At 64.5% G+C, this 13,530-nt stretch carries 11 protein-coding genes; 8 read left to right on the top strand and 3 right to left on the bottom strand.

What is annotated here, in order from left to right:
* The first annotated feature begins 31 nt into the window (after positions 1 to 31).
* Positions 32 to 958, top strand: coding sequence for a chemotaxis protein CheV (locus tag N7607_RS09565; protein ID WP_279866429.1), 927 nt, complete (start codon positions 32 to 34; stop codon positions 956 to 958).
* 39 nt (positions 959 to 997) lie between these two features.
* Here the strand turns inward: N7607_RS09565 and N7607_RS09570 are convergent, their stop codons facing one another.
* On the bottom strand, positions 998 to 2,689 hold the full coding sequence (locus N7607_RS09570; protein ID WP_279866428.1) for a methyl-accepting chemotaxis protein: 1,692 nt from the start codon (positions 2,687 to 2,689) through the stop codon (positions 998 to 1,000).
* 136 nt (positions 2,690 to 2,825) lie between these two features.
* Between N7607_RS09570 and N7607_RS09575 the strand changes: the two genes are divergently transcribed.
* A complete protein-coding gene (locus N7607_RS09575) occupies positions 2,826 to 3,629 on the top strand; it encodes an MOSC domain-containing protein (protein ID WP_279866427.1) in 804 nt (267 codons plus the stop codon).
* A 100-nt stretch (positions 3,630 to 3,729) separates the two neighbouring features.
* Here N7607_RS09575 and N7607_RS09580 read toward each other — a convergent pair whose 3' ends face one another.
* The gene (locus N7607_RS09580) at positions 3,730 to 5,658 is read right to left on the bottom strand and encodes a transglycosylase SLT domain-containing protein (protein WP_279866426.1); all 1,929 of its coding nucleotides are present in this window, start codon (positions 5,656 to 5,658) and stop codon (positions 3,730 to 3,732) included.
* A gap of 169 nt (positions 5,659 to 5,827) precedes the next feature.
* Between N7607_RS09580 and N7607_RS09585 the strand changes: the two genes are divergently transcribed.
* Positions 5,828 to 7,744, top strand: coding sequence for an ATP-binding cassette domain-containing protein (locus tag N7607_RS09585; protein ID WP_279866425.1), 1,917 nt, complete (start codon positions 5,828 to 5,830; stop codon positions 7,742 to 7,744).
* 20 nt (positions 7,745 to 7,764) lie between these two features.
* Complete coding sequence (locus N7607_RS09590) at positions 7,765 to 8,451, top strand: hypothetical protein (RefSeq protein WP_279866424.1); 687 nt, start codon at positions 7,765 to 7,767, stop codon at positions 8,449 to 8,451.
* A gap of 29 nt (positions 8,452 to 8,480) precedes the next feature.
* Here N7607_RS09590 and N7607_RS09595 read toward each other — a convergent pair whose 3' ends face one another.
* Positions 8,481 to 8,924, bottom strand: a complete 444-nt coding sequence (locus tag N7607_RS09595) for a universal stress protein (protein WP_279866423.1) — start codon at positions 8,922 to 8,924, stop codon at positions 8,481 to 8,483.
* Between the two features lie 83 nt (positions 8,925 to 9,007).
* On the opposite strand from N7607_RS09595, the gene N7607_RS09600 reads away from it, so the two are divergent.
* The 4 genes from N7607_RS09600 to N7607_RS09615 all read left to right on the top strand — a co-directional run bounded on the left by N7607_RS09600 (position 9,008) and on the right by N7607_RS09615 (position 13,462).
* Positions 9,008 to 9,445: a hypothetical protein gene (locus N7607_RS09600; protein WP_279866422.1), complete on the top strand. Its 438-nt coding sequence runs from the start codon at positions 9,008 to 9,010 to the stop codon at positions 9,443 to 9,445.
* A 347-nt stretch (positions 9,446 to 9,792) separates the two neighbouring features.
* Entirely contained in the window at positions 9,793 to 11,940 is a 2,148-nt protein-coding gene (gene fadB / locus N7607_RS09605) for a fatty acid oxidation complex subunit alpha FadB (protein WP_279866420.1), read from the top strand.
* Between the two features lie 30 nt (positions 11,941 to 11,970).
* Positions 11,971 to 13,146 carry an acetyl-CoA C-acyltransferase FadA gene (gene fadA, locus N7607_RS09610; protein WP_279866419.1) on the top strand — a complete coding sequence of 392 codons (1,176 nt, stop codon included), beginning with the start codon at positions 11,971 to 11,973 and terminating at the stop codon, positions 13,144 to 13,146.
* A 61-nt stretch (positions 13,147 to 13,207) separates the two neighbouring features.
* Positions 13,208 to 13,462, top strand: coding sequence for a DUF1653 domain-containing protein (locus tag N7607_RS09615; protein ID WP_279866417.1), 255 nt, complete (start codon positions 13,208 to 13,210; stop codon positions 13,460 to 13,462).
* The last annotated feature ends 68 nt before the right edge of the window (positions 13,463 to 13,530 follow it).

The following is a 13,530-nucleotide window of genomic DNA, read 5'->3' on the forward strand; positions in this document are numbered from 1 at the left end:
AGACTCGATTCAAGCACCTGAGGAACATCACATGGCCGGCATTCTCGATACAGTGGATCAACGCACCCAGCTGGTGGGCGAGAACCGTCTGGAAATCCTCATGTTCCGCCTGGCCGGGCGCCAATTGTTCGCGATCAACGTGTTCAAGGTGCAGGAAGTCCTGCAACTGCCCAAGCTGACCCTGATGCCGCACCGCCATCCCTATGTCTGCGGGGTGGTCAACCTGCGCGGCCAGACCCTGCCGGTGATCGACCTGTCCCAGGCCATCGGCATGCGCCCGCTGACCCCGAGCGAGAACAGCACCATCATCGTCACCGAGTACAACCGCTCGGTGCAGGCCTTCCTGGTCGGTGGCGTGGACCGCATCCTCAACCTCAACTGGGAATCCATCCTGCCGCCGCCGGGCGGGGCGGGGCGCCAGCACTACCTGACCGCGATCACCAAGGTGGACGACCAGATCGTCGAGATCATCGACGTGGAGAAGGTGCTGGCCGAAATCGCGCCGATGAGCACCAAGGTCTCCGACGAGAAGCTTGCCGATCCGCTGCTGGCCAAGGCCGTCGGCCGCGAGGTGCTGCTGGTGGATGACTCCACGGTGGCACTCAACCAGCTGCGCGAGACCATGTCGCAGCTGGGCTTGCGTACGCACTCGGCCAGCGACGGCCTCAAGGCTCTGCAGCTGCTGAAGAAGTGGGCGGATACCGGCGAGGTGATGACCGACAAGCTGCTGATGATCTTCACCGACGCCGAAATGCCGGAGATGGATGGCTACCGCCTGACCACCGAGATCCGCAACGACCCGCGCCTCAAGGACCTTTACGTGGTGCTGCACACCTCGTTGTCCGGCAGCTTCAACGAGGCGATGGTGAAGAAGGTCGGCTGCGACAACTTCCTCTCCAAGTTCCAGCCCGACAAGCTGGTCGACGTGATCCGTCAGCGTCTGGAACTCGACACCTGACTCGCTCCGGCAGGGCGCGCCCGGCGCCCTGGCCGCCTCTTACACGCCAATCGCCGCCGGCAACACGCCCGCGCTCATGGTGCCCCAGCGGCGCCCGCCGACCATGAGGGGCACGTACATCACGAAGATCACCGTCGTGGTGCCCGGCAGCACGAAGGTTCCCATGCTCACATGGCTGCACTTGCGCATGTTCTCGTGCTCCACCGCCGAGCCGAAGAAGCGCAGGTGCGTGCTCTTCGCCGCGTCGATGGCCGGATCGCCGCAGGGTTCCTGCGACGCCGCGCTGCGGGCGGCTGCCAGGTAGCCACGGTCGTTGACCGGGGCGACGTAAAGCACGCCGTCCTTGCCGCCGGTATCCCACTGGTCCAGCAGAGGCTGGATCTGCCGGCGATAGGGCTCCGCCCAGCTCACGTTGTGCTTGGGCGGGTTGCTGTTGGCGATGGCCTGGTAGTTGTGATCGAACAGGTCGATGCCGGAGGCCTGCAGGGCGTCCAGCCGAGTCTCGATATCGGCGCGCCTCAGCATGAGCATGTCGATGATCGCCTCCAGGCGACCGTGGCCCAGGCGGAAGCCACTGAGGTCCTGCAGCAGCAGGTTGGCGCTGTCGCGGGTGCGGTCGGCCTGGGTGAAGCTCTGCTGCATGCAGGCGCTGATGGTCAGGCTGAAGTCGCGAATGCGGCTGCTGTGCTGGTGCGTCTCGGCATTGGTCGCGGTCAGCTCCTCGAGGGCACTGCTGACCATCAGCAGGTCGTCGTTGGCGCGCTGGAAGTCCTCGACCATGGTGGCGAACTGGTCGGCGGCAACGCCTACCGCCGCGCCTGCCGTGGTGCTCTGTTCGTGCATGTCCCGGGTCTGACGTTCGGCGCCGGACATGGCGCTGGCCATCTGTTCCATCAGCTGCCCGATCTGCTGCGCCGCGCTGCCGACCTTGAGCGAGAGATTGCGTACCTCGTCGGCGACCACGGCGAAGCCACGGCCCTGCTCGCCGGCCCGCGCTGCCTCGATGGCGGCGTTGAGGGCGAGCATGTTGGTCTGCGCGGAAAAGTCCTGCACCGTGGTGAGGATCTCCCGCACCCGCGCGGAGGTACTCTCCAACGCCGCGATATTGTGCTGGAAGCCGTCCATGGTCTGGCTGATCGCCTGCATGTGCCGGCAGGCGTCGCCGAGCTGGCTTTGTGACTGACGCGCCAGGTCCAGATTGCGGCTGTTCATTTCGGTGATGCCGCCGGTGCGCGCGGAAATGTCCTGCAGGGCGCCGGTGGTTTGCTCGCTGGCCTGGAAGATCAGTTCGGAGAGATTCTGCTGCTGAAGCGCGTCCTGCGCCGCGCGTTCCGATTGCAGGCGGCTGCCGGCCGAGGTGGCGGCGACCTGCAGGCTGTTCTGCTGCAGGCGCGCGATGTTGTCGCGCAGGCGTGCGGTCAGGCTCTGCAGGACCTGTGTGCTGCCATCCGGCGAATCCGTGGCGGCAGGCCCGGTGAGGTCGACCAGGCTGCCATTGATTGCAGCAAGGCGCTCGCTCAGTATGTTCACTCGTTGCGCCTTGTGCAGGCGCCAGCCGAGGATGAAGATCGGCAGCGCCATGGCCAGCGCGACCAGGCGCAGGCCGTTGTCCGCCTGGGTCAGCACCGCGGCGATCAGGAACAGCTGGCAGAACACCAGCAGCGGGTAGGCACCGGGAAGGGTTGAGCGGGCCGGCTCGGCCGGGACGGCAGCAATCTGATGGGCGGGCATGAGTACACCTGCAGCACTGTTATTGGTTTTATGTGGCTTGAACTCGCGCGGGCATGGTTACAAATAGTGTGACGCCGAGCACATCGCTCCTTCGGTTGAACGAGCGATTAATCCTTTTTTCCTACGCGAGGCTTTCATGCAGCTGTCCGCCCTGTATCGCTATCCCCTCAAGTCCGCCCGCGGCGAAAGTCTGAGCAGTTCGCCGCTGGAGGTGCTTGGCCTGCGCGGCGACCGCCGCTGGATGCTGGTGGAGCCGGAGAGCGGGCGCTTCCTCACCCAGCGCCTGTTGCCGCAGATGAGCCAACTGAGCGCGCTGTACAACGCCGAGGGCGGCCTGAGCCTGAGTGCGCCGGGCTTTGACGGCATCGAGGTGGCGCTGCCCGACCCGGAAGCCGATCTGCGTGGCGTCACCGTGTGGCGCGACAGCCTGCGCGTGCCGGATGCAGGCGATGCGGCGGCCGAATGGCTGAGCGCCTTTATCGGCCGGCCCTGCCGACTGGTGCAGGTGCCCGAGGCGCGGGCGCGGCAGGTCGACACCGGCTACGCCCAGCCCGGTGACAGGGTGGCGTTTTCCGACGGTTTCCCGTTGCTGCTGATCGGCCAGGCGTCCCTGGATGATCTGTCCGCGCGGGTCGGGCGGCCGCTGGAGATGCTGCGTTTCCGTCCCAATCTGGTGATCGAGGGCAGTGCGCCCTACGCCGAAGACAGCTGGAAGCGCATCCGCATCGGCGAGCTGGAGTTCGAGGTGGCCAAGGGCTGCAGCCGCTGCATCCTCACCACCATCGACCCGCAGACCGGTGAGCGCAACGCCGACCGCGAGCCGCTGACCACCCTGAAGACCTACCGCGAGCGTAACGGCGAGGTGTACTTCGGGCAGAACCTACTGCCGCGTGGGGTGGGTGAGCTGCGCGTGGGCATGCCGGTGGCAGTGCTGGAGTAGCTGGCGTAGCCCGGAGGTAATCCGGGAAGTCGTGAGGAGATTATTCCCGGATTGCATCCGGGCTACAGCAAACGGGCGCCCGAGGCGCCCGTTTGCATTTTCACTGGTCGTCGAAGAAACGTTCGTGCCAGTCCACCAGCGGCTGCGGCGCGCCGAGCTTCTGGCCGTAGATCACCGAGTAGGACAGCACGTTCTGCACGTACTGGCGGGTCTCGTCGAACGGGATGTTCTCCACCCATACGTCGAAGGCCAGGTGGTCGGCACCTTTCAGCCACTGGCGCACGCGACCGGGGCCGGCGTTGTAAGCGGCGGAGGCGAGCACCCGGTTGCCGTTGAACTGGCCGTGCACCTGGCTCAGGTAGGCGGCGCCGAGCTGGATGTTCTTCTCTGGCACCAGGGCCTGCTGCGGGTTGGCCAGGGGGATGCCGAACTTGCGCGCGGTTTCCTTGGCGGTGCCCGGCATCAGCTGCATCAGGCCCATGGCGCCGACCGGCGAGCGGGCGTCGGCCATGAATGCGCTCTCCTGGCGGGTGATGGCGAACACCCAGCTGGAGTGCAGGCCGCGCAGCTTGGCCTGCTGGGTCAGGCTGCTCTTGTGCGCCATGGGGAAGCGGATATCCAGGTCGTCCCAGTACTTGGCCTGGCTGATGGTGCGAATGGCCGGGAAGTACCACTGCTTGTCGTAGGCCAGCTTGGCCTGGGCCACCAGCTCCTCGCGGCTGAACAGGCGGCTGACGTGGTACCACTCGCGGCGGCCGTCGACGATCTGGCCGCGGTCGTGGAATTCCAGGGCGCGACGGATGCCGGCGGTGTTGCGCACCTTCTGCACCAGTTGCGGATCGAGGGCCATCGGCTTGTTGTTCAGGCTGTAGGGTGCCTGGATGCGGTCGGCGGCGAGGAAGCCGTAGAAATCGCGCTCCTTGGCCAGCGGCTGGTACAGGGCGAGGGCCTGTTGGTCCTGGGGCTGGGCCAGTTGCAGGCTGCGCGCGTGCCAGTAGCGCCAGCGGCTGGTGGTGGCCAGGTCCGCCGGCAGGCGGCTGGTCAACTGGTAGGCCTCGTCCCAGCGGCCATGGCGCAGCAGCAGGCGGGCGCGCCATTCGGACACGGTGTTGTCGCGCAGTTCCGGATCGTACTGGGCCATGATCTGCAGGGCGCGCACGTCGAAACGCTTGGCCAGGGTCAGGCCGATCTCGCGGGCGATGGCGACCTTCTCTTCGGCGGAGAACGGCAGCTTGCCGGCGTAGACCTCGAGCAGGCTCAGGGCCTTCTCCGGATCCTGGCGGGCCAGGCGGCGCAGGCCGAGGCCGGCGGCGTCGGCCATGTGGCGGTCGGCGGGGGCGAAGCGGGCGGTCTGGCTCATCATCTGCGGCTTCTGCGCCGCTTCGATCATCAGCTGGCCCTGCTTACCGTAGGTCGGCAGGCCCTTCACCAGATAGCTGGCCAGGCCATAGTTACGAGCCTCGGCGGCCAGCTTGGCGCGCTTCCAGCGATTCTCCTCGGTGAGCTGGCCATCGGCGCGCCACAGGCTGAACAGGGTGTCGCAGGCCTCGGGCTGGGACTTGCCCATCAGCCACAGCTTTTCCGCGGCGGCGCGCGCCTCGGCCTTCATGCCCTGCTTGTACAGGTACTGGCCGTACAGGCAGTCCAGTTCGGTGAAGTTGAGCTTGGGGTCGTAGTAGTTGGCGAAGGTCTGCCACTCGCCGCGCTCGGTCAGCCAGCGCAGCCAGCGCAGTTTCATCCAGCCGGCCTGGGGCAGGTCGCCATGCTCGGTGAGGAAGGCTTCGATCTCGTCGTTGCTGGCCCACTTCAGGCGAGCGGTCAGCTCGTCATAGGCCAGGTAGGGCGTCAGCGGATAGTCGCGCAGGGCATTGGCATAGCGCAGGTATGGTCCCTTGTCGCCCTTGGCCAGGGCGCGCTTGGCCTCGTCGTACATCTGCCGCTGCTGGGCCAGGCTGGCGGCCTGGACGCTGGACAGGCCGAGGGCGCAGGAAAGGATCGTGGAAAGCAGGCAGAACAGAGGGCGGCGCATGACACATCCGGGCAGAAGTAACGAGATGGAGCGGGGTGCTTCCAAAAATGCGCCTAGCTTAGCTTGTTGCGCGTGGCACGAGAATGCCGCGGGCGCGTGCGACAAATGCGCCGGCATTGGGCCAGCGCAACTCGGTTAGAATGCGCGCCTGTTTTCCAAGGTGGTAGCCATGACCCTGCTCAAGTTTTCCGACGTTTCCCTGGCCTACGGCGCCATGCCCCTGCTGGACAAGGTGTCCTGGCAGATCGCCCGGGGGGAGCGGGTGTGCATCATCGGCCGCAACGGCACCGGCAAGTCGAGCATGCTGCGCCTGGTCAAGGGCGACCAGATGCCCGACGACGGCGAGATTTGGCGCGCCCCGGCGCTGAAGATCGGTGAACTGCCGCAGGAGCTGCCGCGTGCCGACGAACGGACCGTGTTCGACGTGGTCGCCGAGGGTCTGGCCGGCGTCGGCGAGCTGCTCGCGCGCTATCACCACCTGAGCCAGAACATCCACAACGACGAAGACCTCAACCAGCTGATGCATGTGCAGCAGGAGCTGGAGGCGAAGGATGGCTGGCGCCTGCAGCAGCTGGTGGACAGCACCCTGAGCCGCCTGCAGCTGCCGGCGGACAAGACCCTGGCCGAGCTGTCCGGTGGCTGGCGTCGTCGCGTGCTGCTGGCCCAGGCCCTGGTCTCCGAGCCGGACCTGCTGCTGCTGGACGAGCCGACCAACCACCTGGACATCGGCGCCATCGCCTGGCTGGAAGAGGCGCTGAAGGACTTCGGCGGCGCCGTGCTGTTCATCACCCACGACCGTTCCTTCCTGCAGAACCTGGCCACGCGCATCCTCGAACTGGACCGCGGCGGGCTGATCGACTGGAACGGCGACTACGCCAGCTTCCTGGTGCACAAGGAGCAGCAGCTGGCCGCCGAGGAAACCGCCAACGCGCTGTTCGACAAGCGTCTGGCCCAGGAGGAAGTGTGGATTCGCCAGGGCATCAAGGCCCGGCGTACCCGCAACGAAGGTCGCGTGCGTGCGCTCAAGGCCATGCGCATGGAGCGCAGCGAGCGGCGCGAGCGCCAGGGCAAGGCCAACATCCAGCTGGAGTCGGCGGAGAAGTCCGGCAAGCAGGTGATAGTGGCGGAAAATGTCAGTTTTGCGCACGCAGGGGGACCTGCGCTGATCAGCGACTGCTCGCTGGTGCTGCAGCGCGGCGACCGCATCGGCCTGCTCGGGGCCAATGGCACCGGCAAGACCACCCTGCTCAAACTGCTGCTTGGCGACCTGCAGCCAAATAGTGGCACGATAGTGGCAGGTACCAAGTTGGAAGTGGCGTATTTCGATCAGCTGCGCCATCAGCTGGAACCGGAAAAGACGGTGATCGACAACGTCGCAGAGGGGCGCGACTTCATCATTATCGATGGCCAGAGTCGCCACGTGCTGAGCTATCTCGGGGATTTCCTGTTCAGTCCGCAGCGTGCACGCACGCCGGTCAAGGCATTGTCCGGAGGGGAGAGGGCGCGCCTGTTGCTGGCTAAGCTGTTCAGCAAGCCGGCCAACCTGCTGGTGCTGGACGAACCGACCAACGATCTGGACGTGGAAACCCTTGAGCTGCTCGAAGAGGTCCTGCTGAATTTCCCCGGCACCGTGCTGATGGTCAGCCACGACCGGGCCTTCCTCGACAACGTGGTGACCAGCACGCTGGTCTTCGAAGGCGCGGGCAGGGTGCGTGAGTACGTGGGCGGCTACCAGGACTGGTTGCGCCAGGGCGGCTCGCCACGCCTGCTGGGTGTTGGCGAGAGCAAATCGGGTAAAGCGGAACTGAGCGCAGTGGCACCCGCTGCGCCGGTGAAGGAAACAGTGAAAGAGGCGGCTCCGGCCGCCGCGAAGAAGCTCAGCTACAAGCTGCAGCGTGAGCTGGAGGCCATCCCCGGGCAGATCGACGCCCTGGAGGTCCAGCTGGCACAACTGCAGGCGCAGATCGCCGATCCGGCCTTCTACCAGCAGGCCCCGGCCATCACCGGCGCCGCCCTGGAACGCCTGCAGCGCCTACAAGAAGAACTGGACCAACTGCTGGAGCGTTGGGCCGAATTGGAAGCCTGAAAAGCCTGTCGGAGACATGCATGGCGATTGAGTACCGCATCACCCTGGATGACAACCATCAGTTCAGCTACAGGATCGAGCTGGACCGTCAGTACGACCCCCAGGGTGCCGAGGCGACGCCGAAGTGGACGCGCCTGGAACACAATCAGTGCAGCAACTGCCCACTGAAGAAAGACGAGTTCAGCCGCTGCCCGGCGGCGGTCGACCTGCATAGGGTGATCGAGGACTTCCACGGCCTGCCGGCGATCAAGAAGGCCCAGGTCTGGGTGCGCACCCCGGAGCGTGAGTACAACAAGCAGGTCGGCCTGGAAGAGGGCTTGCGCTCGCTGCTCGGCGTGATCATGGCCACCAGCGCCTGCCCGGTGCTGGGCAAGCTCAAGCCGATGGCGCAGAACCACCTGCCGTTCGCCAGCAGCCAGGAATTCATCCTGCGCACCATCTCGCTGTACCTGACCCGGCAGTACTTCAACTACCGAGAGGGGCGTCGCGCGGATTGGGACCTGAAGGGCCTGGTCAAGCAGTTCCAGCAGCTGCAGCTGGTCAACCAGGCGTTCTGGCAGCGCATTCACGATGTCTGTGAAGGCGACTCCAACCTCAAGGCGTTCCTCACCTTCTTCTCCATGTCGTCGAGCATGACGGTGTCGCTGGAGACTCAGCTGCAGAAGATTCGCCCGCTGGTGATGAGCGCGGGCGACGTTCAGGAATAAGTGACGGAGGCCCGTTGCCGGGCCTCGGTTTACTCCTTGGGTTTTTTCAGGCGCACCGCCAGTACGTCGCACGGCGCACCGTGCAGTACATCGTTGGCGGTGGAGCCGAGGAGCAGGGCCAGGCCATGGCGGCCATGGCTACCGACCACGATCAGATCGCAACCCTGTTCCTCGGCCAGGCGGTGAATCTCCTGGCGTGGCTGGCCATAGGTCAGGTGGCGCTGTTCTTCACCCAGTTGCGGATAGCGGCCGGCGAAGCCCTCCAGGCGCTCGCGGGCCTGATCGAACTGCTGCTGTTGAAGCATCGACAGATCCATCGGCACGTCGCCACCGAAGGCCATGGCCATCGGCTCGACGACATGGACCAGCGAGGCCCTGGCACCGCCGCTGGCGGCGATGGCCAAGGCTCGCTCGGCTACCGGATGGCATTCCTCGGTCAGATCGACGGCGATCAGGATGTGCTGGTAGGGCATCTGAGTCTCCTCCACTGAGTGGTCATGCTTGCAGTATGGCTTTGCTCACTTCATAACACAGGCTTTCCCTGCAAGTGATAGATATGACCTGGTGGATAGTGCTTTTACTCGTGGCCGCGGCGCTCAGTCCGCTGGTGTGGCTGCGTCCTTCACCGCGCCAGCGCGGGCAGATGGAGCTGCGCCTGGCCGCGCGGCGCCTGGGTTTGGGTATGCAGCTCAGCCAGCAGGAGTGGCCGCACTGGCTGACCGGGTCACCGCCGGGCAGCTGTGCGCAATATCACCGAGCTCGCCGTGCCGGCCGCGCTGACAGCTGGCTGTACTGGCAGGTCGCACCGGGGCAGTGGTGCAACCAGTGGCGCGAGCCCTGCACCGATGCGGTCATGCTCGAGCGTCTGCAAGGCTTGCCGGCCGATGTCTACAAGGTCGAGGCCGGGCCGCAGATGGTGGCGTTGTACTGGGGGGAGCGCGGTGGCGAAGAGGAGCTGCGGCGGGTTGCCGAGCTACTGGCGGCGGTGGCCTGACTGCATCGTCCGCGGGCCTGCACCAACCGCTCTGGCGCCTGGGCTCAGGCGGCTTTTCTGAGCAATGCACCCATCTTCGGTCATTCTGTGACGTTGCACCCATTCGGGGCGCCTGCGACGGGCAATTGACAATTGCCGGGTTTTCACTGAATGTACGCCCACCCAAATCAAACGGGCGTATGAATTGAGCGCTCTGCCCCTGGTGGCAGCGCCTTTACAGCCCGATTATCGCGTTGGTGGGTGTGCTGCACCGATTGGGACTATGCTCGACGGCCTGTGCCGCGGGTGCCCCAGGCAGGTTAGCTCCGACGTGTACAGTTCAGCTTCCATACCGTGGAGATCAGTTGATGATTTACGAAGGTAAAGCCATCACGGTTAAGGCTCTTGAGGGCGGCATCGTCGAATTGAATTTCGACCTCAAGGGTGAGTCCGTTAACAAGTTCAACCGTCTGACCCTGAGCGAGCTGCGCCAGTCGGTCGACGCCATCAAGGCCGACGGTTCGATCAAGGGCGTAATCGTCACCAGCGGCAAAGACGTGTTCATCGTCGGCGCCGACATCACCGAATTCGTCGACAACTTCAAGCTGCCCGACGAAGAGCTGGTTGCCGGCAACCTCGAAGCCAACAAGATCTTCAGTGATTTCGAAGACCTGGCCGTTCCGACCGTCATCGCCATCAACGGCATCGCCCTGGGCGGCGGTTTCGAAATGTGCCTGGCCGGTGACTACCGCGTCGCCTCCGAGAGCGCCAAGATCGGCCTGCCGGAAGTCAAACTGGGTATCTACCCGGGCTTCGGTGGCACCGTGCGCCTGCCGCGCGTGATCGGTACCGACAACGCCATCGAGTGGATCGCCTCCGGTAAGGAAAGCAAGGCCGCCGACGCCCTGAAAGTAGGTGCGGTCGACGCCGTCGTCGCTCCCGCCAAGCTCAAGGACGCCGCTCTGGACCTGGTAAAGCGCGCCATCTCCGGCGAGCTGGACTACAAGGCCAAGCGTCAGCCCAAGCTGGAAAAGATCAAGCTCAACGCCATCGAGCAGATGATGGCCTTCGAAACCGCCAAAGGTTTCGTGGCTGGTCAGGCTGGCCCGAACTACCCGGCGCCGGTCGAAGCCATCAAGACCATCCAGAAAGCCGCCAACTTCGGTCGCGACAAGGCCCTGGAAGTGGAAGCCGCCGGCTTCGTCAAGCTGGCCAAGACCTCGGTTGCCGAGAGCCTGGTCGGTCTGTTCCTGAATGATCAGGAGCTGAAGAAGAAGGCCAAGCAGCACGACGAGATCGCTCGCGACGTGAAACTGGCTGCCGTACTCGGCGCCGGCATCATGGGCGGCGGCATCGCCTACCAGTCGGCTTCCAAAGGCACTCCGATCCTGATGAAGGATATCCGCGAAGAGGGTATCCAGATGGGTCTGAACGAGGCCTCCAAGCTGCTCGGCAAGCGCGTTGAGAAAGGCCGCATGACTCCGGCCAAGATGGCTGAAGCCCTCAACGCCATTCGCCCGACCATGTCCTACGGCGACTTCGGTGCCGTCGACATCGTCGTCGAAGCCGTGGTCGAGAACCCGAAGGTCAAGCAGATCGTTCTGGCCGAAGTTGAAGGCGTGGTGAAGGACGATGCGATCCTCGCATCCAACACCTCCACCATCTCCATCAACCTGCTGGCCAAAGCCCTGAAGCGTCCGGAAAACTTCGTCGGCATGCACTTCTTCAACCCGGTGCACATGATGCCGCTGGTGGAAGTGATCCGTGGCGAGAAGTCCAGCGACGTGGCCGTTGCCACCACCGTGGCCTACGCCAAGAAGATGGGCAAGAACCCGATCGTGGTCAACGACTGCCCGGGCTTCCTGGTCAACCGCGTACTGTTCCCGTACTTCGGCGGCTTCTCCAAGCTGCTGGGCTTCGGTGTGGACTTCGTGCGCATCGACAAGGTCATGGAGAAATTCGGCTGGCCCATGGGCCCGGCTTACCTCTCCGACGTAGTCGGCATCGACACTGGCCACCACGGCCGTGACGTGATGGCCGAAGGCTTCCCGGATCGTATGGCCGTTGAGGGCAAGACCGCCGTCGACGTGATGTACGAAGCCGATCGCCTGGGCCAGAAGAACGGCAAGGGCTTCTACGCCTACGAGACCGACAAGCGCGGCAAGCCGAAAAAAGTCTCCGACCCGGTCGCCTACGAGCTGCTGAAGTCCATCGTCGTAGAGCAGCGCGAGCTGAGCGACGAAGACATCATCAACTTCATGATGATCCCGCTGTGCCTGGAAACCGTTCGTTGCCTGGAAGACGGCATTGTCGAAACCGCAGCTGAGGCCGATATGGGCCTGATCTACGGCATCGGCTTCCCTCCCTTCCGCGGCGGTGCACTGCGTTACATCGATTCCGTCGGTGTAGCCGAATTCGTTGCCCTGGCGGACAAGTACGCCGAACTGGGCGCGCTGTACCAGCCGACCGCCAAACTTCGCGAAATGGCCAAAAACGGCCAGAAGTTTTTCGGTTAATCGCGCAACGATCAGAGCGAGAGTAGAGATATGAGCCTGAATCCGAGAGACGCAGTCATTGTCGACTTCGGCCGTACGCCGATGGGTCGTTCCAAGGGCGGCATGCACCGCAACACCCGTGCCGAGACCATGTCGGCACACCTGATCAGCGGCGTCCTGGCGCGTAACGCCAAGCTGGACCCTGCTGAAGTAGAAGACGTGATCTGGGGCTGCGTGAACCAGACCCTGGAGCAGGGCTGGAACATCGCGCGCATGGCGTCGCTGATGACCCAGATCCCGCACACCTCTGCCGGCCAGACCGTCAGCCGCCTGTGTGGTTCCTCCATGAGCGCCCTGCACACTGCCGTGCAGGCGATCCAGACCGGCAACGGCGACGTGTTCGTCGTCGGCGGTGTGGAGCACATGGGCCACGTCGGCATGATGCACGGCGTCGATCCGAACCCGCACCTGTCCCTGTACGCCGCCAAGGCCTCGGGCATGATGGGCCTGACCGCCGAGATGCTGGGCAAGATGCACGGCATCAGCCGTGAGCAGCAGGACGCCTTCGGTGAGCGTTCGCACCGTCTGGCGCACAAGGCCACCGTCGAAGGCAAGTTCAAGGATGAAATCATCCCGATGCAAGGCTACGACGAGAACGGCTTCCTCAAGGTGTTCGACTTCGACGAAACCATTCGTCCCGAGACCACCATCGAGAGCCTGGCTGCCCTGAAGCCGGCGTTCAACCCGAAAGGCGGCACCGTGACTGCGGGTACTTCCTCGCAGATCACCGACGGCGCCTCCTGCATGATCGTCATGAGCGCCCAGCGCGCCCAGGACCTCGGTATCCAGCCGATGGCCGTGGTTCGCGCCATGGCTGTTGCCGGTGTCGATCCGGCGATCATGGGCTACGGCCCGGTTCCGTCCACTCAGAAGGCACTCAAGCGTGCGGGCCTGAGCATGGACGACATCGACTTCGTCGAGCTGAACGAAGCCTTCGCCGCCCAGGCTCTGCCGGTGCTGAAGGACCTGAAACTCCTCGACAAGATGGAGCAGAAGGTCAACCTGCACGGCGGCGCCATCGCCCTGGGTCACCCGTTCGGTTGCTCCGGTGCGCGTATCTCCGGCACCCTGCTGAACGTGATGAAGCAGAACGGCGGTACTCTGGGTGTGTCCACCATGTGCGTGGGTCTCGGCCAGGGCATCACCACCATCTTCGAACGCGTCTAAGCGCTCGACGATGCGAAGACCGGGGCCCTGTGCCCCGGTTTTTGTTTTTCAGGAGAACGACATGCAGCTGCAACCAGGGCTCTATCGCCACTACAAGGGGCCGCAGTACCGTGTGTTCGGCACCGCGCGGCACTCGGAAACCGAGGAATGGGTGGTGGTCTACCAGGCGCTCTACGGTGAGTTCGGCCTGTGGGTGCGCCCGCTGGAGATGTTCTGCGGTACGGTCGAACTGGACGGCGAGACGGTCCCGCGCTTTGCTCTGATCGAGGCCGAACCGGCGCTGATCGGGCAGGAGGCGGCAGGGGATCGCGCTTGACCGCGACTCGACAGCCACTATATATAGCGGTGCCTTTATAGGCTCCTGCCTTTTATTCTTTCTTTTTC

The organism is Pseudomonas sp. GD04019 (assembly GCF_029837695.1).
GTDB lineage: Bacteria > Pseudomonadota > Gammaproteobacteria > Pseudomonadales > Pseudomonadaceae > Aquipseudomonas.

What these genes read in the sequence shown, in the direction of transcription:
- N7607_RS09580 (WP_279866426.1), bottom strand. Translation starts at nt 5,658, where the DNA reads ATGCGCCGCCCTCTGTTCTGCCTGCTTTCCACGATCCTTTCCTGCGCC.
- N7607_RS09585 (WP_279866425.1), top strand. Translation starts at nt 5,828, where the DNA reads ATGACCCTGCTCAAGTTTTCCGACGTTTCCCTGGCCTACGGCGCCATG.
- N7607_RS09590 (WP_279866424.1), top strand. Translation starts at nt 7,765, where the DNA reads ATGGCGATTGAGTACCGCATCACCCTGGATGACAACCATCAGTTCAGC.
- fadB (WP_279866420.1), top strand. Translation starts at nt 9,793, where the DNA reads ATGATTTACGAAGGTAAAGCCATCACGGTTAAGGCTCTTGAGGGCGGC.
- fadA (WP_279866419.1), top strand. Translation starts at nt 11,971, where the DNA reads ATGAGCCTGAATCCGAGAGACGCAGTCATTGTCGACTTCGGCCGTACG.
- N7607_RS09615 (WP_279866417.1), top strand. Translation starts at nt 13,208, where the DNA reads ATGCAGCTGCAACCAGGGCTCTATCGCCACTACAAGGGGCCGCAGTAC.
- N7607_RS09570 (WP_279866428.1), bottom strand. Translation starts at nt 2,689, where the DNA reads ATGCCCGCCCATCAGATTGCTGCCGTCCCGGCCGAGCCGGCCCGCTCA.
- N7607_RS09565 (WP_279866429.1), top strand. Translation starts at nt 32, where the DNA reads ATGGCCGGCATTCTCGATACAGTGGATCAACGCACCCAGCTGGTGGGC.
- N7607_RS09575 (WP_279866427.1), top strand. Translation starts at nt 2,826, where the DNA reads ATGCAGCTGTCCGCCCTGTATCGCTATCCCCTCAAGTCCGCCCGCGGC.
- N7607_RS09600 (WP_279866422.1), top strand. Translation starts at nt 9,008, where the DNA reads ATGACCTGGTGGATAGTGCTTTTACTCGTGGCCGCGGCGCTCAGTCCG.
- N7607_RS09595 (WP_279866423.1), bottom strand. Translation starts at nt 8,924, where the DNA reads ATGCCCTACCAGCACATCCTGATCGCCGTCGATCTGACCGAGGAATGC.